Origin of the sequence: Qipengyuania xiapuensis (assembly GCF_019711395.1) — a bacterium.
Lineage (GTDB): Bacteria > Pseudomonadota > Alphaproteobacteria > Sphingomonadales > Sphingomonadaceae > Qipengyuania > Qipengyuania xiapuensis.
Genome location: NZ_JAIGNL010000001.1, coordinates 390,959 through 415,360, shown reverse-complemented (window position 1 = coordinate 415,360; position 24,402 = coordinate 390,959). Strand labels below are relative to the sequence as shown.

General features: G+C 64.3%; 29 protein-coding genes. 18 read left to right on the top strand and 11 right to left on the bottom strand.

The window, feature by feature from the left end; genetic code table 11:
* Positions 1-7: 7 nt before the first annotated feature.
* Positions 8-454, bottom strand: a complete 447-nt coding sequence (locus K3163_RS02110) for a hypothetical protein (RefSeq protein ID WP_221551610.1) — start codon at positions 452-454, stop codon at positions 8-10.
* Between the two features lie 76 nt (positions 455-530).
* Positions 531-920, bottom strand: a complete 390-nt coding sequence (locus K3163_RS02105) for a hypothetical protein (RefSeq protein ID WP_221427012.1) — start codon at positions 918-920, stop codon at positions 531-533.
* 95 nt (positions 921-1,015) lie between these two features.
* Here K3163_RS02105 and K3163_RS02100 point away from each other — a divergent pair, with 95 nt between their 5' ends.
* Genes K3163_RS02100 through fghA form a run of 5 tightly spaced genes read left to right on the top strand, consistent with a single transcriptional unit; the run spans position 1,016 to position 4,226 of the window.
* A complete protein-coding gene (locus tag K3163_RS02100) occupies positions 1,016-2,125 on the top strand; it encodes an S-(hydroxymethyl)glutathione dehydrogenase/class III alcohol dehydrogenase (RefSeq protein ID WP_221427013.1) in 1,110 nt (369 codons plus the stop codon).
* A complete protein-coding gene (locus K3163_RS02095) occupies positions 2,125-2,478 on the top strand; it encodes a cupin domain-containing protein (RefSeq protein ID WP_221427014.1) in 354 nt (117 codons plus the stop codon). The genes K3163_RS02100 and K3163_RS02095 overlap by 1 nt, the downstream gene beginning before the upstream one ends.
* Before the next feature lie 12 nt (positions 2,479-2,490).
* On the top strand, positions 2,491-2,862 hold the full coding sequence (locus K3163_RS02090) for a VOC family protein (protein ID WP_221427015.1): 372 nt from the start codon (positions 2,491-2,493) through the stop codon (positions 2,860-2,862).
* A 5-nt stretch (positions 2,863-2,867) separates the two neighbouring features.
* On the top strand, positions 2,868-3,371 hold the full coding sequence (locus tag K3163_RS02085; RefSeq protein ID WP_221551607.1) for a prolyl-tRNA synthetase associated domain-containing protein: 504 nt from the start codon (positions 2,868-2,870) through the stop codon (positions 3,369-3,371).
* A 15-nt stretch (positions 3,372-3,386) separates the two neighbouring features.
* The gene (fghA, locus tag K3163_RS02080) at positions 3,387-4,226 is read left to right on the top strand and encodes an S-formylglutathione hydrolase (RefSeq protein WP_221551605.1); all 840 of its coding nucleotides are present in this window, start codon (positions 3,387-3,389) and stop codon (positions 4,224-4,226) included.
* Here fghA and K3163_RS02075 read toward each other — a convergent pair.
* On the bottom strand, positions 4,223-4,588 hold the full coding sequence (locus tag K3163_RS02075; protein WP_221551603.1) for a SpoIIAA family protein: 366 nt from the start codon (positions 4,586-4,588) through the stop codon (positions 4,223-4,225). The genes fghA and K3163_RS02075 overlap by 4 nt on opposite strands.
* Before the next feature lie 160 nt (positions 4,589-4,748).
* Here K3163_RS02075 and K3163_RS02070 point away from each other — a divergent pair, with 160 nt between their 5' ends.
* A complete protein-coding gene (locus K3163_RS02070; RefSeq protein WP_221551601.1) occupies positions 4,749-5,732 on the top strand; it encodes a L,D-transpeptidase family protein in 984 nt (327 codons plus the stop codon).
* Positions 5,733-5,747: 15 nt separating this feature from the next.
* On the opposite strand, the gene K3163_RS02065 is transcribed toward K3163_RS02070, so the two are convergent.
* A complete protein-coding gene (locus K3163_RS02065; protein ID WP_221551598.1) occupies positions 5,748-6,326 on the bottom strand; it encodes a hypothetical protein in 579 nt (192 codons plus the stop codon).
* Positions 6,327-6,450: 124 nt separating this feature from the next.
* Entirely contained in the window at positions 6,451-7,671 is a 1,221-nt protein-coding gene (locus tag K3163_RS02060) for a polyhydroxyalkanoate depolymerase (protein WP_221551589.1), read from the bottom strand.
* A gap of 162 nt (positions 7,672-7,833) precedes the next feature.
* On the opposite strand from K3163_RS02060, the gene K3163_RS02055 reads away from it, so the two are divergent.
* The 6 genes from K3163_RS02055 to K3163_RS02030 all read left to right on the top strand — a co-directional run bounded on the left by K3163_RS02055 (position 7,834) and on the right by K3163_RS02030 (position 13,881).
* Positions 7,834-9,645: an ABC transporter transmembrane domain-containing protein gene (locus tag K3163_RS02055; protein WP_221551587.1), complete on the top strand. Its 1,812-nt coding sequence runs from the start codon at positions 7,834-7,836 to the stop codon at positions 9,643-9,645.
* A 128-nt stretch (positions 9,646-9,773) separates the two neighbouring features.
* Positions 9,774-11,900, top strand: coding sequence for a M13 family metallopeptidase (locus tag K3163_RS02050; RefSeq protein ID WP_221551584.1), 2,127 nt, complete (start codon positions 9,774-9,776; stop codon positions 11,898-11,900).
* Between the two features lie 95 nt (positions 11,901-11,995).
* Complete coding sequence (locus K3163_RS02045; protein WP_221427024.1) at positions 11,996-12,790, top strand: undecaprenyl-diphosphate phosphatase; 795 nt, start codon at positions 11,996-11,998, stop codon at positions 12,788-12,790.
* Between the two features lie 102 nt (positions 12,791-12,892).
* Positions 12,893-13,147: a GlsB/YeaQ/YmgE family stress response membrane protein gene (locus K3163_RS02040; RefSeq protein WP_221427025.1), complete on the top strand. Its 255-nt coding sequence runs from the start codon at positions 12,893-12,895 to the stop codon at positions 13,145-13,147.
* Positions 13,148-13,223: 76 nt separating this feature from the next.
* Positions 13,224-13,469, top strand: a complete 246-nt coding sequence (locus K3163_RS02035; protein WP_221427026.1) for a hypothetical protein — start codon at positions 13,224-13,226, stop codon at positions 13,467-13,469.
* Between the two features lie 163 nt (positions 13,470-13,632).
* The gene (locus K3163_RS02030) at positions 13,633-13,881 is read left to right on the top strand and encodes a hypothetical protein (RefSeq protein ID WP_221427027.1); all 249 of its coding nucleotides are present in this window, start codon (positions 13,633-13,635) and stop codon (positions 13,879-13,881) included.
* 173 nt (positions 13,882-14,054) lie between these two features.
* Here K3163_RS02030 and phhA read toward each other — a convergent pair whose 3' ends face one another.
* On the bottom strand, positions 14,055-14,996 hold the full coding sequence (phhA, locus tag K3163_RS02025; protein WP_221551582.1) for a phenylalanine 4-monooxygenase: 942 nt from the start codon (positions 14,994-14,996) through the stop codon (positions 14,055-14,057).
* A 53-nt stretch (positions 14,997-15,049) separates the two neighbouring features.
* Between phhA and ppk2 the strand changes: the two genes are divergently transcribed.
* A complete protein-coding gene (gene ppk2 / locus K3163_RS02020) occupies positions 15,050-15,826 on the top strand; it encodes a polyphosphate kinase 2 (protein ID WP_282098276.1) in 777 nt (258 codons plus the stop codon).
* Here ppk2 and K3163_RS02015 read toward each other — a convergent pair.
* From K3163_RS02015 to K3163_RS01995, 5 genes are all read right to left on the bottom strand, one after another.
* On the bottom strand, positions 15,823-17,055 hold the full coding sequence (locus K3163_RS02015) for an acetyl-CoA C-acetyltransferase (protein WP_221551578.1): 1,233 nt from the start codon (positions 17,053-17,055) through the stop codon (positions 15,823-15,825). The genes ppk2 and K3163_RS02015 overlap by 4 nt on opposite strands.
* 19 nt (positions 17,056-17,074) lie before the next feature.
* Complete coding sequence (locus K3163_RS02010; RefSeq protein ID WP_221551569.1) at positions 17,075-18,298, bottom strand: CoA transferase; 1,224 nt, start codon at positions 18,296-18,298, stop codon at positions 17,075-17,077.
* A gap of 3 nt (positions 18,299-18,301) precedes the next feature.
* Positions 18,302-19,462, bottom strand: coding sequence for an acyl-CoA dehydrogenase family protein (locus tag K3163_RS02005; protein ID WP_221553943.1), 1,161 nt, complete (start codon positions 19,460-19,462; stop codon positions 18,302-18,304).
* 17 nt (positions 19,463-19,479) lie between these two features.
* Positions 19,480-19,629 (bottom strand): hypothetical protein, encoded by a 150-nt coding sequence (locus K3163_RS02000; protein WP_221551568.1) that lies wholly within the window; start codon positions 19,627-19,629, stop codon positions 19,480-19,482.
* Between the two features lie 130 nt (positions 19,630-19,759).
* Positions 19,760-20,041, bottom strand: coding sequence for a hypothetical protein (locus K3163_RS01995; protein WP_221551566.1), 282 nt, complete (start codon positions 20,039-20,041; stop codon positions 19,760-19,762).
* 116 nt (positions 20,042-20,157) lie between these two features.
* On the opposite strand from K3163_RS01995, the gene recQ reads away from it, so the two are divergent.
* From recQ to K3163_RS01970, 5 genes are all read left to right on the top strand, one after another.
* The gene (gene recQ, locus K3163_RS01990) at positions 20,158-21,945 is read left to right on the top strand and encodes a DNA helicase RecQ (RefSeq protein WP_221553942.1); all 1,788 of its coding nucleotides are present in this window, start codon (positions 20,158-20,160) and stop codon (positions 21,943-21,945) included.
* Between the two features lie 72 nt (positions 21,946-22,017).
* A complete protein-coding gene (locus tag K3163_RS01985) occupies positions 22,018-22,929 on the top strand; it encodes an SPFH domain-containing protein (protein ID WP_247710025.1) in 912 nt (303 codons plus the stop codon).
* Between the two features lie 27 nt (positions 22,930-22,956).
* Positions 22,957-23,148: a type II toxin-antitoxin system antitoxin gene (locus K3163_RS01980; RefSeq protein ID WP_221551564.1), complete on the top strand. Its 192-nt coding sequence runs from the start codon at positions 22,957-22,959 to the stop codon at positions 23,146-23,148.
* Between the two features lie 4 nt (positions 23,149-23,152).
* Positions 23,153-24,106: an alpha/beta hydrolase gene (locus K3163_RS01975; RefSeq protein WP_221551553.1), complete on the top strand. Its 954-nt coding sequence runs from the start codon at positions 23,153-23,155 to the stop codon at positions 24,104-24,106.
* A gap of 9 nt (positions 24,107-24,115) precedes the next feature.
* A complete protein-coding gene (locus K3163_RS01970) occupies positions 24,116-24,376 on the top strand; it encodes a hypothetical protein (RefSeq protein ID WP_221551551.1) in 261 nt (86 codons plus the stop codon).
* The last annotated feature ends 26 nt before the right edge of the window (positions 24,377-24,402 follow it).

The window sequence follows — 24,402 nt, the reverse complement described above, 5'->3', positions numbered from 1 at the left end:
CAGCGCCTTAGGGGGTTTCGGGCGCGGCCTCTTTCATGCGCTCGGCCATGTCCTCGAGCGCGGGCTTCATCGCCTCGAAGGCTTCGGACAGAGCGGCCATGCTCTCCATCGCGCGCGGCAGGTTTCGCTCGATTTCCTCCGGAATGCGTCCGGCCTCGGGTGCCATCGAACGCAGCGTCGTGCCGGGCGCGACCTCCGGGGCGTCCTCGCCCGCGGCCTGTCCCATCGCGTCCATCAGCGGGGAGAGCGGAAGGTCGAGCAGCACCTCGGCGAGCGAGCGGACCATCAGCGCGGTCTGGCGCTGGTATTCGGGATCGGCGAATTTCTCGGCCAGCTCGGCCTTTGCTTCTTCCTCCGCCAGGTCGGGCGACGGCAGGTCGGCATCCTGCGCGAGCAGCGGAGCCGGTGCGGCAAGTGCGGCCAGCGAAAGGGCGAGAGGCAAGGTCTTACGCATGGGGAGATCCCTCCGGGGTTTCTGCGACTCGCGCAGACCTAGGTGGAGGGCGCTGAAAGCGGGCTGAACGGAGCGCTCAGAGGCCCGATGCGTCGAGCAGGGACAGGCAGGCGGGCATGATCTCGTCGATCGCTTCGAAATCGTACTCGCCATCGGTTTCAAGCGAAGCCATCTGCCGTCCGACATGGCTGACGATCACGGGCCGCGTGAACCGCTCGTCTTCCATGATCTTCGCCGTTGTCCGTACGAAGAACTCGCGGCCGCGCGGCGCAATCGTGGGATAGGCGAGCGCGCGCTCGTCATTGCGGGACTGGTAGCCGTCGACGATCCCGAAGACGACACCGCAGCGCAGGTTGGTCTGCTGCTCGAGCGTGAGCGCGGGGAGATCGACGGGCGCATCGGTTTCCTGTGCGGCCAGCGAGGCCGGAAGGACGAGAGCGGCGAGAAGGATGAGGGGCCTGGTCATGCGCCTCATCGTAGAGAGATGCAGGTGAACGGCAAGCAACTTGCCCCGCGCCCCCTGCTTCACTACCCACTCGCCCAAGAGGAGATTCGTTTCAGATGAAAACCCGTGCTGCCGTCGCATTCGAAGCCAAGAAACCGCTGGAGATCGTCGAACTCGATCTCGAAGGCCCGAAAGACGGCGAGGTGCTGGTCGAGATCAAGGCGACGGGCATCTGCCACACCGATGCCTATACGCTCGACGGTTTCGACAGCGAGGGCATCTTCCCAAGCGTGCTCGGCCACGAAGGCTGCGGCGTGGTGCGCGAAGTCGGCAAGGGCGTGACCTCGGTCAAGCCGGGCGACCACGTGATCCCGCTCTACACGCCGGAATGCCGCCAGTGTAAGATGTGCCTTTCGGGCAAGACCAACCTGTGCAGCGCGATCCGCGAAACGCAGGGCAAGGGACTGATGCCCGACGGGACGACGCGGTTCAGCTATCAGGGCAAGCCGATCTACCACTACATGGGCTGCTCGACCTTCTCGAACTACACCGTCCTGCCCGAGATCGCGGTCGCCAAGATCCGCGAGGACGCACCCTTCCACACCACCTGCTACGTCGGCTGCGGCGTAACGACGGGCGTGGGCGCGGTGGTCAACACGGCGCAAGTGAAGCCGGGCGACAATGTCGTGGTTTTCGGCCTCGGCGGCATCGGGCTGAACGTGATCCAGGGCGCGAAGATGGCCGGCGCAGACCGCATCGTCGGCGTCGACATCAACAATTCCAAGAAGGAATGGGGCGAGAAGTTCGGCATGACCGACTTCGTCAATCCGAAGGAAGTGTCGGACGTGGTCGCACATCTCGTCGAAATGCTCGACGGCGGCGCGGACTACAGCTTCGACTGCACCGGCAACACGGCGGTCATGCGCGATGCGCTGGAGTGCTGCCACAAGGGCTGGGGCACGAGCATCATCATCGGTGTGGCGGAAGCAGGCAAGACGATCGAAACCCGCCCGTTCCAGCTGGTCACGGGCCGCAACTGGCGCGGCACGGCCTTCGGCGGGGCCAAGGGCCGCACCGACGTGCCCAAGATCGTGGACTGGTACATGAACGGGAAGATCGAGATCGACCCGATGATCACCCACGTCCTCAAGCTCGAAGAGATCAACAAGGGCTTCGACCTGATGCATGCAGGCGAAAGCATCCGCAGCGTGGTCGTCTTCGACTGATGCCGGCCAAGGTGACCCTTGCCCAGAAGTTCGCTGGCTTCAGCGAACACTGGGCGCCGCGCATCGTCGCGCGCTATGAGGGTCACGAGGTCCGCATCGCCAAGCTCGAAGGCGAGTTCGACTGGCACAGCCACACGCATGACGAGCTATTCCTGTGCGTGGACGGCGAGCTCGATATCCTTTTCCGCGACCGCACGGAGACGCTCTTGCCCGGCGACCTCCTGCTGATCGAGGCGGGAGAGGAGCACAAGCCATTCGCGCGCAAGGGCGAGGTGCAGGTCCTGCTGCTGGACCCGGAAAATGCGCCGAATACCGGAGATGAAGCAACTGCGACCAAGGCGGTCGAGGCATAAGGAGAGAGACCCATGTACAGTCACATGATGGTAGGTTCGAACGACATCGAACGTTCGAAGAAATTCTACGATGCGACCTTCAAGGCGATCGGCGGACGCGAGGCGATCGTCGATGACAAGGGACGCCTGATGTATCTCTACAACGACGGCGCGTTCCTCGTGACCAAGCCGATCGACGGCGAACCTGCAACGGCGGGCAATGGCTGCACGATCGGTTTCGCCATGACTCCCGAACAGGCTGACGCATGGCACGCAGCGGGCGTCGAGGCCGGCGGTACGGCAATCGAGGATCCGCCGGGCGAACGCCCCGGCTCGGGCATGTATCTCGCCTATCTGCGCGATCCCGACGGCAACAAGCTCTGCGCCCTTCACCGTCTGGGCTGAGCCGCTTGAGCGACACCATCGAAGCGGGATTGCGGGCGGATATCGAAGCGCTCGCAATCCCCTTCGAACATCACGAACACGAGGCCGTGTTCACCGTCGAGGAAAGCCGCGAGATCAAGGCGAGCATCCCCGGCGAGCATACCAAGAACCTGTTCCTGAAAGATGCCGGCGGCGACTTCTGGCTGGTCACCGTGCCAGCCGAGATGCGCGTGAATCTCAAGGGGCTGCCGTCCGCCATCGGCTGCAAGCGCGTGAGCTTCGGCAAGCCCGATGCGATGGAGCGTCTTTTGGGCCTCACGCCCGGTTCCGTCACGCCGCTGGGCGCGATCAATGCTGAGCCCGGCAGCATCACCGTGGTGCTAGACCGCAGTCTTGCCGGGGCTGAGCGCATCAACGTCCACCCGCTTCGCAATACCGCGACCATCGGCCTGTCCGGCGCGGACACCTTGCGGCTGCTCGAGCATTGGGGTCATGCGCCGCTCGTCGCGGACATCCCCGCGCAAGACTGATTTCCAGGATACCCAATGACGCTCGAATACCTTTCGCAGAACAAGGCTTTCGGGGGCGACCAGTTCGTCCTCTCGCACCACTCGGAGGCGACGGGGACCGAAATGACCTTCTCGGTCTATGTCCCGCCGCACGAGGAAGGCGCGAAGCTGCCGGTGCTGTGGTACCTGTCGGGCCTCACCTGCACTCACGCCAATGTAACCGAGAAGGGCGAATTCCGGCAGGCATGCGCCGAGCACGGCGTGATCTTCGTCGCGCCCGACACCAGCCCACGCGGTGACGACGTGCCAGACGCTGCTGACGAATACGACTTCGGGAAGGGTGCGGGCTTCTATGTCGATGCGACGCAGCAGCCGTGGTCCAAGCACTACCGCATGCGCAGCTATATCGAGGACGAACTGCCCGGCGTGATCGCGGCGACCTTCCCCGCAGACATGGCGCGGCAGGGCATCACCGGCCACTCGATGGGCGGCCATGGTGCGCTCACCATCGCCCTGCGCAACGAGGGCCGCTTCCGCTCGGTCAGCGCCTTCGCCCCCATCGTCGCGCCGACAAAGGTGCCGTGGGGCGAAAAGGCGCTCTCCCGCTATCTGGGCGAGGGCCGCGAGGCCTGGGCCGAATACGATGCCGTCGCGCTGATCGAGAACGGCGCTCGCCTAGACAACCTGCTGGTGGAACAGGGCACGGCGGACAATTTCCTCGAGGAACAGCTCAAGACCGGCCTCCTCTCGATGGCCTGTGCCAAGGCAGGCATCCCCGCCGAGATCCGCATGCAGGAAGGCTACGACCACTCCTACTACTTCATCTCGACCTTCATGGCCGAACACGTGAAGTGGCACGCTGAGCGATTGGGCTAAAGCGCCAGCCATTCCTCCGCGACGTCCTGCTGGTCGAGGTTGAAGCCCTTTATCTTGATGCCGGGGAAGAGTGCGCCTTCGATCTCTGCCGCGTTCCTGAGCCATTCGGAATCGCTCAGCACTGCGCATTTGTCGAACGCGCCGAGCAGCCCGAAGAGCTTGGGCAGGCGGCTGAACTCGACGCCGATGGCGCCCAGTGTCGGCAGCTCGAAATTGCGGATGCGGTAGAGCATCCTCCCGTGCTCAACGCCTTCGGACTTGGCGATGAGTTCGTCGAGCGCGCTGCGCATGATGTCGGCATCGATCTTGCCGTCGAGATCGATGTCGACGCGGTTGGCCGATGGCTTGGTGATGGTGAGCATGTGCACTTCCCCTCGTCAGGAAAAGCGACCCTCGGATTGACGGGACTATTTTATCACTTTCCGCATCTCCCCGCCAACCGCGCGTAAATTCACCTTTGGGGTGATTGACCCGCACCTCGCGCTTGGACAGACTTCGCAAGTCAAAGAGCGGGAGGATTTCATGCGGAGTACGGCACTGGCATTGGCAATCGCACTGGCTTGCACGCCCCTTACGGCGCTTGCGCAGGGCGCGAAAGTCACCTCGCCCGTCGAGCTGGCGCAGCGCGCGAGCGAATTGAAGCCCGGCGAATGGGTCTGGGCTCCGGAAATTTCGCCCGATGGCCCGGTGGTCGTCTATGTCGACCTAACGCGGCAGGTCGCGGATATCTATCGCAACGGGATCCGTATCGGAGTCTCCACCGTCTCCACCGGCAAGCCCGGGCACGAGACGCCGACCGGCGTGTTCAAGATCCTCCAGAAGGATCGCAACCACCATTCCTCGACCTACAACAACGCGCCGATGCCCTTCCAGCAGAGGCTGACGTGGGACGGGGTTGCGCTGCACGCGGGCGGCCTGCCCGGCTATCCCGAAAGCCATGGCTGCGTGCACCTACCCTACAATTTCGCGCACGAGCTGTTCGGCACGACCTCTATGGGCGGGACCGTGATCGTCCAGGGCCGCGCGGGCGCTCCAGTGAAAATCCCCGCGGCAGGAGTTCTCTCGCCAGCAACGGTCGAAGGCCTGCCGCAGGGGTATCAGCCGCTTCAGTCCACGTACCGGTGGGAGGAAGAGGAAGGCACCGAAGGTCCGCTGGCGGTGGTCATTTCGACCTCCGACCAGGAGATGGTCGTGCTGCGCAACGGGATTGAGGTCGGCCGCTCGCGCGTCGAACTGCCCGGCCCGCCGAGCGCCACGATGGTCGCGACGCTGACGGTCGATGCGCAAGGAGCAGCGCACTGGTCGCTCGTGCCGCTGCCGGGCCATCACAAGGACGACACGCACGCGGCCGACGCGACAGCACTGTCCCGCCTGCGCATGCCGCACGGAATGCTGACACGGCTGAAGCGCGAAATGGCGCCGGGCACGCATGTCCTGATCACCCATGCGCGGGTCAGTGCCGAAACGACAGCGGTCCCGATCACGGTGCTCGCGGCGAACGAGTGACGCCGCCAGGACCGGTTACTCCTCGGCCGGCGAAATCCGGACCATGAGGTGTGCGTAGGGCGTGTCCTTCCACATGACATAGACTGGCTCGGACGTGTCATTGGTCATGTCTGCGTAGAGCGCCGGGTCGGGCAGGATGATCATCAGGTGCGGACCGTCCTTGATCCACATGTTGTCATCCGTCGGCTCGGTCGCCGAAGGGTCGAGATTGCTGACGCCCGGTGCACCGCCCTCGCCGGCAAGCATGTAGGACATGCCGAATTTCCCGGTCGGGAAGGGCTCGCCAGCCTGCAGCGCTCCCAGCGCTTCCATCCAGACCGCGTCGTTGCACATCGGGCCCATGCCGGGCGTCTCGGCGATACAGGTCCAGCCGTTCGAGCCCTCGCGCACGACATTGCCATCGGCATCGAGCACCGTGGCGTTGTTCGTCACGTCTTCGGGACCGGCCGAAAGTGCGCTTTCGAGCGGTGTCTGTTCGGCAGTGGTCGCGGCGTCGGCACCGTCTGCGGTACCGGTATCAGCCTCTTCGACCTTGCTGCAGCCGGTTGCGAGAGCGAGCAGCGCAATGGCTGCGAGAGCGTCGGATTTCCTCATGGTTTCCTCCCATCGAGCGACCCTCTCAATGGACGGAACCATAGGCCCGGACGGCGCCTTTCGCAAAAGCACCGACAAGCCGTTCTTTTAGCGGGGTTTTCCCGAATAAGGGCCGGATTCGCCCCTACCCGTGCGCGGCGATGAATTCCTCGACCACCGGGGCGATCTTGTCGCGCCACCTGCTGCCATTGAAGATGCCGTAATGCCCGGCGCCTTCGGCCATGTAGTAGCGCTTCTTCGCGTCCTTGAGGTTCGGCGTCAGGTCGAGCGCGGCCTTGGTCTGGCCGAGGCCCGAAATATCGTCGCGTTCGCCCTCGATGGCGAGCAGCGCGGTCTGGGTGATATCGCCAAGGTCGATGCGCTTGCCGCGGTGCATGAAGGTGCCGTTGGGGATCGCGTGGTCCTGGAAGACCTCCTGCACCGTCTGCAGGTAGAACTCCGCGGTCATGTCGCAGACGCTGCGATACTCGTCGTAGAAATCCTTGGTCGCCTGCGCGCTTGCCTCGTCGCCCACCGTGAGGTGTTTGAACATCTCATAATGGCTCATCATGTGATTGCCGAGGTTCATGCTCATGAAGCCGGCAAGCTGCATGAAGCCGGGGTAGACCCGGCGTCCGGAGCCGCGATACTGCATTGGGACAGTGGCGATCACGTTCTGGCGGAACCACTCGATCGGGCGTTCCATCGCGAGATCGTTGACGCTGGTGGGCGAACAGCGCGTGTCGATCGGGCCGCCCATCATGGTCAGCGTCTTCGGCGTGCAGGGATGCTTATCGCGGTTCATGATCGCGGTCGCGGCGAACACCGGGACCGAGGGCTGGCAAACGGCCATGGTATGCGCGCCGGGACCGATGTGCTCGAGGAAGTCGATCACGTAGTCCATATAATCGTCGAGGTCGAAATGCCCTTCGTGCAGCGGCACATTGCGCGCATCGGCCCAGTCGGTGACATAGACCGTGTATTCCTGCAGCATCCGCTCGACCGTGCCGCGCAGCAGCGTCGCGTAGTGTCCGCTCATCGGCGCGACGACCAGCAGGCGCGGCGCATCCTCGGGCAGGTCATCGCGTCGGAAGCGCTTGAGATCGCCGAAGGGCTTGTTCAGCACGGTCGCTTCCTCGACCGCGTGGTGCTTGCCGTCCACTTCGACCTCTTCGATGCCCCATGCGGGCTTGCCATAGGTGGCAGTGGCGTGGGCAAAAACGTCGAGCGCGCTCGCGGCGACGGGACCCATGCCCATGTAACCGAATGGCAGCGCTGGATTGGACAGCATCTCGGCACCGATGGAGGCCCAGGTGCTGGCGCTCGAAAGCCAGCTGCGCTGCAGTTCATAGGCGTGGTAAAGCATTCTCGTCCCCTGCGGCCCGCGCTTTTTATTTTCTTTGCGGGAGAAAGTCGGACGGGGGTTCTGCCCCGTGGATCGTCATTGTGCAATGCACAAACTGGGTAAAAGTGCCGGTAAGGCCGCTCTGCTGTGGATTTTGGGTAACGCGCACACTAGGTGGGCGGAATGGACGAGACGGGCGCCGGACAGAAGAAAAAGCGCAAGCTGTTCGCGCGGCGACGCAAGAGCGAGCCGCGTACGCTGCGGCCGTTGCGCATGGTTTTTGCCGAAATGCGCAATTATCCCGGTCATGTCGCGATGGCTCTGGTCGCGCTCATCATCACCGCAGGCGCGACGTTGGCGATCCCGGCCGGGCTCCGGTTCGTGGTCGACCAGGGCATGGGCGGCGATGGCTCGCAGCTCACATTCTGGTTCGAGGTCCTGCTGTCCATCGTCGGTGTGCTGGCGCTGGGTACGGCGCTGCGATTCTACTTCGTCAGCTGGCTGGGCGAGCGCGTGGTCGCCGATGTCCGCAAACGCGTGCAGCAGAACCTCCTGCGCCTCGCGCCGGGCTTTTACGAGGTGAACAGCCCCAAGGAAATTTCCAGCCGCATGACCAGCGACACCGCGCTGATCGAAACCATGGTCGGCACCACCGTATCTGTAGCCCTGCGCAATGTGCTCGTAGCGATCGGCGGCACCGCCTACCTGTTCTATCTCGTGCCGGGACTGACCATCGGCCTAGTGCTGATCATCCCGCTGATCGTGATCCCGATCACGCTGTTCGGCCGTCGGCTGCGCAAGGTCAGCCGCACCAGCCAGGACCGCGTTGCCGATATCGGCGCGAATGTCACCGAGGTGCTTTCTGCGATGAAGATCGTGCAGGGCTTCAACCAGGAGAGCCGCGAGCATGCGCGGTTCGAGGACACGGTCGAACGCACCTTCACCGTCGCCAAGCGCCGGATCATCATCCGAGCGGCACTGACGGCCTGCATCATCCTGTTCATCTTCGGCGGCATCACCGTGCTCGTCTGGCGCGGGGCGGAAGCCGCCAATGACGGCGCCATCACCTACGGCACGATCGTCAGCTTCGTCTTCGCATCCGCGCTGGTGGCCGGTGCATTCGGCGCACTGACCGAGGTCTATGGCGACCTGCTTCGCGCTGCGGGTGCCGCAAGTCGCCTCTCGGAACTGCTCGACGAGACGCCCGAGATCGCCGCGCCCGAAAAGCCCATGCCGCTGCCCGTGCCGCCGCGCGGCAGCCTTTCGTTCCGCAATGTCGATTTCCGCTATCCTACGCGGCCCGAAACCGCCGCGCTCGAGGATTTCAGCCTCGAGGTCGAACCGGGCGAGACGGTCGCCATCGTCGGCCCCTCGGGCGCAGGCAAGTCGACCATCTTCCAGCTTGCCGAGCGGTTCTACGACCCGCAGGCCGGCACGGTGCGCCTCGACGGCATCCCCCTGACCAAGGCCGACCCCGCCGAGATCCGCAAGCGCATCGCTTTCGTCCCGCAGGAAGGCGTGCTGTTCTCCGCCAATGCGCGCGACAACCTGCGTTACGGCAACTGGGAGGCGAGCGACGAGCAGGTCTGGGCCGCAGCCCGCGCTGCCAATGCGGCCGAATTCCTCGAGAACCTGCCGCAGGGCCTCGATACGCACCTCGGCGAGAACGGCACGCAGCTTTCCGGCGGCCAGCGTCAGCGCATTGCGATCGCCCGCGCGCTGCTGCGCGATGCGCCGATCCTGCTGCTCGACGAGGCCACCAGCGCGCTCGATGCCGAAAGCGAACGGCTCGTACAGGACGCGCTCGAGAACCTGATGGAAGACCGCACCACGCTGGTCATCGCGCACCGTCTTGCGACCGTGCGCGCCGCGGACCGCATCGTCGTGATGGAAGACGGGCGCATCGTAGAGCAGGGTACGCACGACCAGCTTTCGTCCAATGGCGGGCTCTACGCGCGGCTTGCGCAGCTGCAATTCGGCACCGAAACGGCCTGATTCCTCGACCAAGCCCGCGCTTCGCCCGACGAGCGGCGACTCCTTTGCTTCCGATCTGCTAGCCAGACTGCACGAGGTTCCGCGCGCCCGGGGAAGGCGCCGGACCGGACATTACCGGGAGTTACCAGATGACTAGGACACTATTCGCCGCGGGCGCATCCGCGCTTGCCCTGATGATGGCGGCACCTGCCGTCGCAGAGGAAGCGGAAGCCGAAAGCACCGCACCCACCATGGACTTCGGCACCTGGGGTGTCGGCACTTCGCTGATCGACCAGAGCGTCGATCCGGGCGACGATTTCAACGCCTACGTCAATGGCATCTGGATCGCCTCGAACGAGATTCCCGGCGACCGCCAGCGCTACGGCGCCTTCGACATGCTGCGCGAAGAGGCAATCTACGATGTCCGCCGCCTGGTGAACGACCTGGCCGCCTCCAACCCCGAGCCCGGTACGGCAGCCCGCCGCATCGTCGATGCCTACAATTCCTACATGGATGTCGAGGCGATCGACGCATCGGGCCTCGCGCCCGCCCAGCCCTATCTCAACCAGATCTTCGGCGCGCAAAGCCTCGATGATCTCGTCAAGCTGTTCGGCACGCCGGGCTACCCCTCGCTCGTTAGCGCAGGCGTCGGCATCGATGCGCGCAACCCGACGCAGTATGCCGTCAGCATCGGCTTCGACGGCATGGGCCTGCCCGACCGCGACTATTACCTCGTCGATTCGGAAAGCAACCTGAAGATCCGCGAGGCCTATCTCGACTATCTCACCACCGTACTGGGTGCCGCCGGCTATGCCGATGCGCGCGACGCTGCGGAATCGGTCTACGCCTTCGAAACGAAGGTCGCCGAGCTCGAATGGGCGCGCCAGATGCTGCGCCGTCCGCAGCTGACCTACAACGTGCTCACCCGTGAAGAACTGGCCGATATGGCCGGCGACTTCCCGATCGAAACGCTGCTTGCGACATCGAAGTTCGACGGCGAGACCCGTTTCCTCGCCCGCCAGCTTCCGCCGACCGACGAAGAAATCGCCAACGAGAAGCTCACCGACGAGCAGAAGGCGATGATCGGTGGCGGCCTGCCCGGCATGATGCAGCTGCTGACCGAGACCCCGCTGCCGACGCTGCAGGCCTATATGGCCAAGAGCTTCCTCGGCTCGAACGCAGCGCTGCTTTCGACCGAGCTCGACGAGACCGTGTTCGATTTCTACGGCCGCACGATCAACGGCCGCGAACAGCAGCAGGATCGCTGGAAGCGCGGCATTTCGGCAGTGGAAAGCGCGCTCGGCGAACAGCTCGGCGCGCTCTATGTCGAGCGCTATTTCCCGCCCGAAAGCAAGGAACGGATGGATACGCTGGTGGCCAACCTCCAGCGTGCCATGTCCTCTGCCCTCGACCGCAACGAGTGGATGACGCCCGCCACGATCGAGCAGGCGCGTGCCAAGCTCAACGGCTTCACCCCGATGATCGGCTACCCCGACGAGTTCGAGACCTATGACGGCCTCGAGATCGATCCGAGCGACCCGCTGGGCAATGCGATGAATGCGCGTGCCTGGAACGTCGAGGACAACCGCAAGCGTCTCGGTACCGAAGTCGATCCGACCGAGTGGGGCATGTTCCCGCAGACGGTGAACGCCTATTACTCGCCGCTCACCAACCGCATCGTCTTCCCCGCAGCGATCCTGCAGCCGCCGTTCTTCAACGCGGAAGCGGACGAGGCCGTGAACTATGGCGGTATCGGCGCGGTGATCGGTCACGAGATCGGCCACGGCTACGACGACCAGGGCAGCCAGTTCGATGCCGAGGGCACGTTGCGCAACTGGTGGCAGGACGAAGACCGCGACGGCTTCGAACAGTACACCGCCCGCATGGCCGAGTTCATCGAATCCTACTGCCCGGTCGAAAGCGCGGAAGGCCCGGTCTGCCTGCGCGGCGGCCAGTCGATGGGCGAGACGCTCGGCGACGTGGTCGGCCTGCAGATGGCCTACCAGGCTTACAAGCTCTCGCTGAACGGCGAGGAGGCCCCGGTGATCGACGGCCTGACCGGCGACCAGCGCTTCTTCCTCGGTTTCGCGCAGATCTGGCGCGGAATGGAGCGCGAGGAATCGCTGCGCAACCGCGTGATGACCGCCAACCACCCGCCGGGCGAATTCCGCCTCAACAACGCGGTGCGCCATATCGACGCGTGGTACGACGCCTTCAATGTCGGCCCCGAGGACGAGCTGTACCTGCCGCCCGAAGAGCGCATCAAGATCTGGTAAGACGAGCTCCAAGAGAGAGGAGTGGAACCCCGCCGGCCAATGGTCGGCGGGGTTTTTATTGACTTGGCAAGCCGTTCTGCCAATTCCCACGCCCCATGACTTTCCTCCAAGAACTGATCATCGCGATCGTCCAGGGCATCACCGAGTTCCTCCCGATCTCTTCCTCGGGACACCTCATCCTGATCCCGAAGCTGACCGATTTTCCCGACCAGGGTCCGCTGATCGACGTTGCCGTGCACGTCGGCTCGCTGCTCGCGATCATCCTCTATTTCCGCAAGGAAGTGATGGGTCTAGCCCGCGGCGGTTTCGCCAGCGTGGGCCTCGGCAAGGACGACGAACAGCGCCGGCTGTTCTGGTTCATCGTCATCGGGACGATCCCGGCTGTTCTCGCCGGACTGTTCATCAAGATGGGTGGCTATCTCGAAGGCTTCCGCTCGACCGACCTCGTCGCCACCAACCTCATCGTCTTCGGCATCCTGTTGGGTCTTGCCGATCGGTTCGGGAAACAGACCAAGGCCTACGAGGACATGAGCCTCAAGGATGCGATCCTCGTCGGGCTCGCGCAGGCCATGGCGCTCATTCCCGGCACCAGCCGTTCGGGCGCCACGATGACCGCCGCGCGCGCGCTGGGTTACGGGCGCGTGGAATCGGCCCGCTTTTCCTTCCTGCTGGCAATCCCCGCCGTAGCCGGTGCAGGCCTGCTCGCCGCCTTCGACCTGTCCGAAGCGACCGCGCAGATGCAGCAGGACGCGCTGGTATCTGGCGTGCTGACCTTCTTCACCGCGCTCGCCACGATGATGTTCCTGATGAACTTCCTCAAAAGGGCCTCGATGCTGGTTTTCGTGGTCTACCGCGTCCTTCTCGGCGTTGCCCTGCTGGCGTTCCTCTAAGCCGGAAATTCCCCCCGTACCGGACACTTTTTAGTCACATTCCCGGAACCTTCCGCCGCACTCCGCTTTTATTGTGCAAGTGCAAACCGCAAGGAAGACTAGATGGGTCTCATAATCCTGATCGTTACCGGCGCCCTGTTGGGATGGCTGGCCACGATCGCCCTGCAGATCGAGGACGGACGCGGCATTCTTCGCAATGTCGTTGCCGGTATCGTCGGTTCGCTGGGTGTGGGACTGGTCACGTCAGGAGGCGTTTTTCTCGGTGCCATCAAGGCATCGACGCTCCTGTGGGCCGCCTTGGGCGCCATCGCCGTAGTCGCTTTGTACAATGTCGTGCGCGAACGGGCTTTTCGCTGAGCGCTTACCGACGCTTTCAATCCATCCGGGGCCCGGTCAATTCTTTCCGTGCTCCATTCTCAAAGGGGAAAACACAATGAAGTTCACCAAGACCGCACTCGTCGCTTCGGCCGCCGCCATGAGCCTCGGCCTCGCAGCATGTGACAGTGCAGCCGAAAACCAGGCGGAAGACGAAATCGAAGCGACCGAAGACGTGCGTGACGCACAGGTCGACGCCATGGAAGAAGCCGGTGAAATTACCGAAGACCAGGCCGACGCTCTCGACGATCAGACCGATGCGATGGAAGAGAATGCGGAAGACGTGGTCGACGAGACCATGTAAGTCAGGCCATTCCTAACGGAATTCGAAGGGCTCCGGAGCGATCCGGGGCCCTTTTTTGATGGCCTGACCGGAACAAATGCGCGCGAACCACATTTTTGCCATGATTGGGAATGGTCGCGAGGTCGCGACGGGCTCTTCAATCGACTGTAAAAGGGGAATACCGATGAAGTTCACCAAAACCGCTCTTATTGCTTCGGCTGCTGCCATGAGCCTCGGTCTCGCTGCATGCGACGGCCCGCAGGAAGAAGCCATGGAAGACCAGGCTGAAGCAATGGAATCGGAGCTGGACGCCCAGGCTGAAGCCATGGAAGACGCCGGTGCACCCGAAGAAGCTGTCGAAGCCATGGAAGACAAGGCTGACGCCGTCGAAGACGCTGGCGAAGAAGCTGCCGACGAAATGGACGGCATGTAAGCCAGAGATTTCCTTCGGGAATAGAGAAAAGGCTCCGGAGCGATCCGGAGCCTTTTTCGTTAGCGCACCGACCTCCGTCGGCGCGTCCTCGCTATACGTACAGCAAGCTGCACCCGCTGGGGGGGGCGGTCACCCTTGCCGGGCCCTGCGGGACCCGGTTCCACTCTAGACGGCTAGACCGGCTTCGCGCCGCTGCCGCGCCCGCCGCGAAGCGTGTATTCGAGCGTCCCGCGATTGACCACGTAGTCGACGTCGATCACCGCAGTGTTGGCATAGGTGAAGCCCGCACCGAGGCTCTTGTAGAGCTTGTCGAAATCGCGCTCGACCGTCTGGCGGTAGAGGTCCTCGAAGCTCGAGATCACGAAGTAGGTCGGCTGCAAATCGCTGATCACGTAATCGGTACGCATCACGCGATCGACGTTGAGCATGATCCGGTTGGGGCTTTCCGCCTCCACCGAATAGACCACCTCGGTCGGGCCCGAGAGGATGCCCGCACCATAGGCGCGGATGTCGCCGGGCTTTTCCTCGATCAGCCCGAATTCGACCGTGTACCAGTAGAGCGACCCCAGCGCCTTCAATCGGTTGTAGCGCATCGCCTTCCAGCCGGCCTTGCCATATTCCTGCATGTAATCGGCATAGACCGGGTCGGTCAGCATCGGCACGTGACCGAAGACATCGTGGAACACGTCGGGCTCCTGGATGTAGTCGAAGGTCTCGCGCGTGCGGATGAAATTGCCTGCCGGGAAACGGCGGTTGGCGAGGTGCCAGAAGAACACGTGATCGGGGATCAGCATGGGCACCGGAACCACGCTCCAACCGGTCAGCTTGTCGAGTTCTTCGGACAGCTTGCCGAATTCGGGAACGCCGCCGCGGCCGAGATCGAGCTTCTCGGTGCCTTCCATGAAAGCGGTCGCCGCGCGGCCGGGAAGCATCTGCATCTGCCGCTTGAACAGATCGTCCCAGATCGCGTCGTCTTCGCTGTCGTATTCGGTCTGCTTCGGCTCGAGCCAGTCGTCGCCCACATGCTCCGGCTTTTTGAGCGGCGCAGTGAAGACATCGTCCGGCAATTCGGGAAGCTTCGAAAAATCGTGTTCGGGTTCTGCTAGCGTAGCCATATCACTGCGTTAGATAGTAGCTTTGTCGGCGCCATACAAATCGGGAGATGCCCTTGCCCATCAAACGCAAAGAATACGAAGCCGCACTCGAACCCATGCGCGAGGAGCTGGTGGCCATGGCGCGATGGGCGCGCGTCACCGGGCAGCGCATCGTGGTGATCTTCGAAGGGCGCGATACGGCGGGCAAGGGCGGCGCGATTCGCGCGGTTTCGGAGAAGCTCAATCCGCGACAATGCCATGTCGTCGCGCTGGGCAAGCCGACCGAGGACGAGCAGGGCCAGTGGTATTTCCAGCGCTATGTCGACCACCTGCCAACCAAGGGCGAGATCGTCCTGTTCGACCGCAGCTGGTACAATAGGGCAGGCGTCGAGAAGGTCATGGGCTTTGCCAGCGATGCCCAGGTCGAGCAGTTCCTCGACCAGGTGCCGACCTTCGAGAAGATGCTCGTCGACGATGGCATCCTGCTGTTCAAATACTGGCTCGGCACCGACCAGGAGAGGCAGGAGGAACGGTTGCGCGAACGGCTGGAGGATCCGCTCAAGCGCTGGAAGCTGTCACCGATCGACCTCGCCGCACGCGACAAATACGACGCCTATACCGAGGCACGCGAGGAAATGCTGAGGCGCACGCATACGGCCCATGCCCCGTGGACGCTGGTCGATTTCAACGACCAGAAGCTTGGCCGGCTGACGCTGGTGCGCGACCTGCTCGACCGGCTGCCCGACATGCATGTCGATCCGGCAGAGATCGAGTTTCCCGACCTCGGCCGCGAGCCGCGCGAAGAGACCTATGGCGTGATCGAGCCGATCGCGGAGTACCGGCTGGACTAGGCCGCGCGCTCGAACACGGCGGCCATGCCCTGACCGCCGCCGATGCACATGGTCTCGAGGCCGTAGCGCACTTCGCGGCGCTGCATTTCGTGCGCCATATCGGCGAGGATGCGGATGCCCGTCGCGCCGATCGGGTGGCCGAGCGAAATACCCGAGCCGTTGACGTTCACGATCTCGCGGCGGCTGTCGTCCTCGGCGAAGCCCCAGCCCTTCAGCACGGCGAGCGCCTGCGGAGCGAAGGCCTCGTTGAGTTCGATCAGGCCGATGTCGTCCCAGCCGAGACCGTTCCTTGCGAAAAGCCGCTCGACCGCCGGGACCGGGCCGATGCCCATGCGGCTGGGATCGCAGCCCGCCGCGCTCCACGAATGGAGCCACAGGATCGGTTCGAGGCCGAGTTCCTCGACCTTGTCTTCGGCCACCACGAGACAGGCTGCGGCCGCATCATTTTGCTGGCTGGCATTGCCTGCCGTCACGATGGCGTCGGGATCGCGCTTCAAATCGATGGCGCGCAGCTTGCCGAGCGTCTCCATGCTCGCATCCTCACGGAAGCCCTCGTCCTTCGCGAAAAGAACCGGATCGCCGCGGCGCTGCGGGATTTCCACCGGTACCAGCTGTTCGTCGAACTTGCCCTCGGCCCATGCGCGGGTGGCGTTCTGGTGGCTGCGCACGGCAAACTCGTCCGACGCCTCGCGGCTGATGTCGTAATCCTTGGCGAGATTTTCCGCCGTCTCGATCATGCCGGTGATGACACCGAAGCGCTCGATCGGCTGGCTGAGAAGACGGCCGCGCGTCAGGCGGTCCCACAGCACCATGTCGCCCATGCGCGCACCGTGGCGGGCCTTGGTGGTGTAGTGCTCGACATTGGACATGCTCTCGACGCCGCCGGCGAGCACGCAGTCGGCGACACCCGTCTGGACCATCATCGCAGCGGTGGCGACCGCCTGCAGGCCCGAGCCGCAACGCCGGTCGAGCTGCATGCCCGGAACCTCGATCGGGTAGCCGGCGGCAAGCCAGCTCCAGCGTCCGATGGCGGGTGCTTCGCCGCTGCCATAGCCCTGGCTGAATACCACGTCGTCGACACGGCAAGGATCGATGCCCGAACGCTCTACGAGCGCCTTGATGATCACCGCACCCAGCGCGCCGGCTTCGAGCGGGGCAAGACTGCCGAGGAACTTGCCAACCGGCGTACGGAGCGGCTTGCAGATGGCGACGCGGCGGAGTTCAGTCATGGATTAGTCCCAAAAATGTTCAAGCATCGGATAGGCGGGCGATATCGCGGTCGACGAGCTTGCCGATCGCGCCCGAGGACAGGCCGAGACGGTCTGCGAGCACTTCCTCGGTATGCTGCCCGAGATAGGGTGCAGGGGCCGGACCGCCGGCCTCGCGCCCCGGAATATTGGCGAAGCTGCGTGTGGCCGGATACTCGAAGCCCGAGGGGTTCGCGGCCGTGCGCGTGAAGAGCGGGTTTTCGTCCACCAGCACCGGATCGTTCGCGGCCTCGTGCATCGTGCGATAGCGCTCGAATGTGCAGCCCTGCTCGCCCATACGGCGCTCGAGTTCGGGCCAGTCCATCGTCCCGGCGCGCGACTGGAAGAGGTCGAACAGCGCGTGGCGATGTTCGAAGCGCGGCCGGTCGCCATCGGCGAAGCGCACGCCGCATTCCTGCTCCAGCGCAGCGATTTCTTCCTCGACACCGAAGGCCTTTACGAGGCCGGTCCATTGCTTGGGCGTCAGCGCGGCCACCATGAAGCGCGTATTGTCGAGGCTGCGGAAATCGCGCCCGAACGCGCCCCAGATGGCATTTCCGAGCCGCTCGCGGTCGGCACCGCGATAGAGCATTTCGGCCATGGCCCCGCTGTTGGCGACCGTGCCGATGGCGACATCGCCCAGGGGCACGCGCAGTTCGCTACCCTCGCCCGTGTGATCACGGTGGCGGATCGCTGCGATCAGCGCAAAAGCACAATAGGCACCCGTGATGAAATCCCACGCGGGCAGGACCTGGTTCACCGGCGGCGCGGTTGCCTCGTCCCATTCCTCCGGCCCGCACATCAGCGGATATCCGCTGGCGGCATTGACGGTGAAGTCCATCGCCTGCCGCCCGTCGTGCCAGCCCATGATGCGCACGCTAACGAGATCGGGGCAGTTCGCCGCGACGGCCTCGTGCGAGAGGAAGCTCTTTTCAGGCAGGTTGGTGATGAGATTGCCGGTCTTGGCCGACAGTTCGACGAGCAGCTCGCGCCCCTCGCCGCTCCTCAAGTCCAGCGCGACCGACTTCTTCGCCCGGTTGAGGTTCTCCCAGCTCAGGCTGCGGCCCTCTTTCGTGAGCATGTAGCGGTCGTAATCGAGCCCGCCCTCCTTGTGATCGACGCGGATCACTTCGGCGCCCATCTGCGCGCAGTAAAGGCCGGCCGTAGGGGAAGCGACGAAGCTCGAGGCCTCGATGATGCTCAGGTCGTTGAGAAGGCCGTACACGCCTCAGACGCTCGCCGCATATTCGCGCAGCATCCGCTTGGCGATCTGCAGCTGGAGGATCTGCGTCGTGCCCTCGTAAATCCGGTAGATGCGCGCATCGCGGAAGAAGCGTTCGGCGTCGTATTCGGCGAGATAGCCCGCACCGCCATAGACCTGCACCACGCGGTCGACCACGCGGCCGCACATTTCGGAGGCGAAGACCTTGAAGGCCGCCGCTTCCTTCACCGTATCCTCGCCCCGGTCGACGCGGGCGGTGACGTCCGCCATCATCGCTTCGGCTGCGTAGATCTCGGTCCAGCTTTCCGCGAGCATCTGCTGGATCAGCTGGAAATTGGCGATCGGTTCGCCAAAGGCCTGCCGCTCGTTGGCGTATTTGATCGCGCTGTCGAGCGCGCGGCGGGCATAGCCCGTGCTGGCCGCGCCGACCGAAATACGCCCGTTGTCGAGGCTCATCATGGCGAAGCGGAAGCCCTTGCCGGTCTCGCCGCCGAGCAGCGCGTCACCCGGGACATGCACGTCGTCGAGCATGACGTCGGAGATATGGCTGCCCGCCTGCCCCATCTTCTTGTCGGGGCTGCTGGTCGAAACACCTGGCGTATCCATCGGGACGATGAAGGCGCTGACATGGGCGTTCTTGGGCAGCGCTTCCTTTTCGGTGCGCGCCATGATCAGGCCGACGTCGGCGTGCGGGGCGTTGGTGATGTAGCGCTTGGTGCCGTTGAGGATCCAGCCGTTACCCTCGGGATCGGGCCTCGCCATGGTCTGCATCGCAGCGCTGTCCGAGCCGCTGCCGGGCTCGGTAAGGCCAAAGCAGGCGATCTCGCCGGCTGCAATGCGCGGCCACCATTCGGCCTGCTGCTCGGCCGTGCCGCCATTCTTGATCGCGGAATTGAACATGCCGACGTTGATCGAGAAGATCGAACGATAGGCGGGCGCGGCATAGGCCATGGTCTGCACGACCTTGGCATATTGCGTGACGTTCAGCCCTGCCCCGCCGTGTTCTTCGGGCACCGTCAGGCCGAACAGGCCCATTTCCTTCATCTCGGAGACGATTTCCTCGGGCAGGGCATCGTTCTCGATGACGTCCTTTTCCGCCGGGATCAGCCGCTCGCGGACATAGCGTTCGAGCTGCTCTAGGAACTGGTCGAAGGTGTCCTGGTCCATTCCGGGATTGGGGGTGCTCACTCACTCTCTCCTTCAGTGGCGACCGTCTCGGGTGGATTGCGCTGCTCCTCGAGCATCGCCTCCGCATCCTCGAGTGCATCTTCCTCCTGCTGCGTCACCGGCGGCATCGGCGTTTCGCCTGCCGAGGAATCGCAAGCTGCCAGCATCGGCGAGGCCAGCAAAAGGAGGGGCGCGAGTCGCTTCAACGGGATCAGGCTATCCCTCCTTTCAGGTGCAGCAAAGGACGTTACGGCAAGGGCGACGGGGCAAGTGACCCCGCGCCCTGCCTGTACCGGATTACTGGCTGTCGTCGGCCATCGCGTCGAGCGCGGCGGCAGCCGTTGCGGCAGCTTCGTCGCCTGCTTCCTCGACCGAAGCCGCTTCGGCTGCGGTCGGGGCAGTGCCTTCCTCGATGTCGGCTGCGGGATCTTCGACCGGCTCTTCGGTCACCGGCTCCATCGCTTCGTCTGCGGCGACTTCGACGGTGTTGGCCTCGGCCTCGGTCGAAGCATCGTCGGCGCTGCCGCAAGCAGCGAGGGCAAGCGAAGCGGCAGTGGCGGCGGCAAGACGGAATTTCATAGATTATTCTCCTCGAATGGTATGTGCGGCGTGGTTAATCGCACCTTTGGCCTCACGCCAAGGGAAAAAGCATGGTCGCCAGCTTGCGCGAGCGCGACCATCTGGCAACAGGAGGCATGGCCTCCAGTCCCGTCCTCGATATGCCGAACGCGCGCGAAACGCTGCGCGCGACCTTCGGCTTCGATGATTTCCGCGGGCGGCAGGCCGAGGTGGTCGAGCGCACGCTTGCCGGGCAATCTTCGCTGGCGGTGATGCCGACGGGTGCGGGCAAGTCGCTCACCTACCAGCTTCCCGCCGTCATGCTCGAGGGGACATGCGTCGTCATCAGCCCGCTGATCGCGCTGATGCATGACCAGCTCAGAAGCGCGCAGGCCAACGGCATTCGCGCCGCCACGCTGACCAGCGCCGATGCCGACTGGCGCGAGACGCAGGACGCCTTCCGCGCGGGCGAGCTCGACCTGCTCTATGTCGCGCCCGAGCGCGCGAGCCAGCCGGCATTCCGCGATTTCCTGTCTTCGGCACGCCTCGCCTTGTTCGCCATCGACGAAGCGCATTGTGTCTCCGAATGGGGCCATGATTTCCGGCCCGACTACCGCATGCTGCGCCCGCTGATGGACGCCTTTGCCGACGTGCCGCGCCTCGCGCTGACGGCGACCGCCGACAAGCAGACGCGCGCGGACATCCTCACCCAGCTCGGCATTCCGGAAGACGGGCTGGTCCTCGCTGGCTTCGACCGGCCGAATATCCGCTACGCGATCCGCCACCGCGACAATCCGGTGCGCCAGCTGGCGACGCTGATGAGCGAACGGCCGGGTCCAGGCATCGTCTACGCGCCGACCCGCCGCAAGGTGGAGGACCTCGCCGAGAAGCTTGCCGCCGCGACCGGTAGATCGGTCCTGCCCTATCATGCAGGTCTCGATCCCGAGACGCGCGCTGCCAACCAGGCCGCTTTCGTGGCGAGCGAGGACATGGTGATCGTCGCCACGGTCGCCTTCGGCATGGGGATCGACAAGCCCGACGTGCGTTTTGTTGCGCATGTCGGCGTGCCCAAGTCGATCGAGGCCTACTACCAGGAAACAGGCCGCGCAGGCCGCGACGGCGATCCTTCGGCCGCCACCATGTTCTGGGGCGCGGGCGATTTCGCCACCGCGCGCATGCGGCTCGCCGAAGTGGACGAGGACCGCCGCAACGCCGAGCGCGCGCGCCTCGATGCGCTGGCGGCGCTAGTGGAAACGCCGGAGTGCCGCCGCGCGGTGCTGCTGCGCCATTTCGGGGAGGACCCGCCAGCAACCTGCGGCAATTGCGACAATTGCCTCGATGCGCCGGACGTGACGGACGCGACCGAGCTGGCGCGCAAGCTGCTGTCCGCCGTTTACCGCACCGGACAGAGCTTCGGCATGGGCCATTTGCAGAAGGTGCTCACCGGGGCAGAGGACGAACGTGTCCGCTCGAAGGGCCATGACCGGCTAAGCGTCTACGGCATCGTCGAAGGCGAGGAGGCACGCTTGCTCCAACCGCTGGGAAGAGCGCTGCAGGCGCGCGGCGATTTGCTGCCGACGGAACACGGCGGCCTAGCCCTGGGTGGCAGCGCGCGCGAGATCCTGAAAGGAGAGCGCGAGGTCGCCATCGTCGTCCCACCCAAGCGCCAGCGCCGCGGGCGGCGCGGTGGCGACGAGGCGAATCCCGTGGGCGATCCGCTGTTCGAGGCCTTGCGCGAACTGCGCCGCGAGCTCGCCGCCGAAGCGCAGGTCCCGCCCTACGTCATCTTCCACGACAGCACCTTGCGCGAAATGACTACGGCGCGACCCTCCAGCATGGCCGAAATGGGCCGCATCGGCGGCGTCGGCGGCAAGAAGCTGGAGGCCTATGGCGAACGCTTCCTGATGGAGATCGCGCGCCACTGACCGGTTTTGCTTGCAAATCCCGCCCGACGATATAAATATGATATCATAATTATATCGGAGGAGTGATTCGTCATGTCAGTCGAATTGTCAGGAATGAAGACCAGCCGCGAGACTGCGGCGACCAGCTATAATGGCTACATCATGCTGCTCGTGCTCGTCGCGCTGATCGCGGTTCTGGCACTGGTGGTGCCGGGAATGGCGCCGGACTACGGTGCCACCAAGCTGGACAAGATCATGTTCGTCGGCACGCTCGTGCTGTCGCTGATCGCGGTACTTATCGTCGCATCGGGCTTCTTCATGATCCAGCCCAACCAGGCTGCCGTGATCACCCTCTTCGGCGAATATCGCGGCTCGGAGCGTACCGAGGGCCTGCGCTGGGTGTGGCCGTGGATGGGCAAGAAGAAGATCTCTGCCCGCGCCCACAACATGCATTCGGAACGGGTCAAGATTAACGACCTGCGCGGCAACCCGATCGAGATCGCCTGCAACGTCGTATGGCGCGTGCGCGATACCGCGCAGGCAAGCTTCGATGTCGACGATTACAAGGAGTTCGTGAACATCCAGATCGAGGCGGGTCTCCGCACGGTCGGTTCGCGCCATCCCTATGACGATTTCGAAGGCGAGGAAGTTACGCTGCGCAGCGGCGGCGAGGTCATCAATGCCGAGCTTCTCGAAGAGCTGAACGACCGCCTCAAGGTCGCCGGCATCGTGGTCGACGAAGCGGGCCTCACCCACCTCGCCTATGCCAGCGAAATCGCCAGCGCCATGCTCAAGCGCCAGCAGGCCGATGCCATCATCGCCGCACGCGCCAAGATCGTGCTGGGCGCGGTCGGCATGGTCGAAGATGCGCTCACCAAGCTGTCGCAGGACGGCATCGTCGACATGGACGACGAACGCCGGGCGACCATGGTCTCCAACCTGATGGTCGTGCTGTGCGGCGAGAAGGAAGCGCATCCGGTCATCAACGCCGGATCGATCTACTAACCCCGGGGGGCAGACCGGGAATTCCCCATGCCGCAAAAGAAAGCCTTTGCACTGCGTCTCGACCCGGCGGTTCACGCCGCGGTCGAACGCCTCGCCGCAGACGAGCTCAGGAGCGCCAATGCGCAGATCGAGATGCTCCTGCGCGAAGCTCTGAAGGGGCGCGGGATCGAAGTGAAGCAGAGCCCCGCGCCCAAGCGCGGAAGGCCGCCCAAGGAGTGATGCCATGAAAAAGACGCTCGCCATGTTCGCTGCAGCCGGCCTTGCCGCGGGGAGCCCCGCGCTTGGACAGGAAACGATCACAGCCGCCGGCCCCGAAGGCGATCTCGCCGGCACGCTGATCGCGCCGCAGGACGGCCAGCCGGTCGTCCTGATCGTCCCGGGCTCGGGCCCGACCGACCGCGACGGCAACAACCCGATGGGTGTCACCGCGGCCAGCTATCGCCTCCTTGCCGAGGCGCTTGGCGAGCGCGGCATCGGCAGCGTGCGGATCGACAAGCGCGGCATGTTCGGCAGCGCCGGCGCGATCCCCGACGCGAACGACGTCACCATTGCCGCCTATGCCGATGACGTGCACGCATGGATCGCCTCTGCGATGACCGCGACCGGCGCAGAATGCGTCTGGGTTCTCGGGCACAGCGAAGGCGGGCTGGTCGCACTCGAGGCAGCGCAGCGACCCGAGGGCCTCTGCGGCGTGCTTCTCGTCGCCTCGATGGGCCGCAAGACCGGCACCATCCTGCGCGAGCAGCTGCAGGCGAACCCGGCCAATGCGCCGATCCTCGACCAGGCGCTGGAGGCAATCGACACGCTGGAGGCGGGTGGCACGGTGGATGTCACCGGCATGCATCCCGCGCTCATGGGTCTCTTCGCGCCGCAGGTGCAGGGTTTCCTCAAGGACATGATGGCGCGCGATCCGGCAGAGCTCGCCAGCTCGGTCGAGGTCCCCATGCTGGTCGTCTCTGGCGGCAAGGACATCCAGACGCCGCCTGCCGACGGATTGGCGCTGGCCGAGGCGCAGCCGGAGGCGGTCTATGTCGAGATTGCCGACATGAATCACGTGCTCAAGACAGTCACCGGAGAAGGTCGCGCCGCGAACCTTGCGACCTATGCCGATCCCTCGAAACCGGTTACGCCCGAACTGGTCGATGCGATCGCGGACTTCGTGACGAACAAGGAATAGGACCGGACGATGAGCGATAAGGACGATGCATGGTTCGCCGCCAAGAAGGTCGGCTATGGAAGCGGCCTTCCGATAGCGTGGCAGGGCTGGGCGGTGATGTTGCTCTACATTGCGGCAGCGGCTGTGGCAGGCCTGCTCTGGGAGACCGGCGACGAGGTCTACGTGCCCACCGGCATCGTCCTCTTCCTCGTGTCGACTGCCGCTTTCCTGTTGATCGCCAAGGCGAAAACGCGCGGCGGCTGGAAGTGGAGGCCCCGCAAGCCCGACTAGCTTGCGCAAGCGCGTCTGCTGGTCCA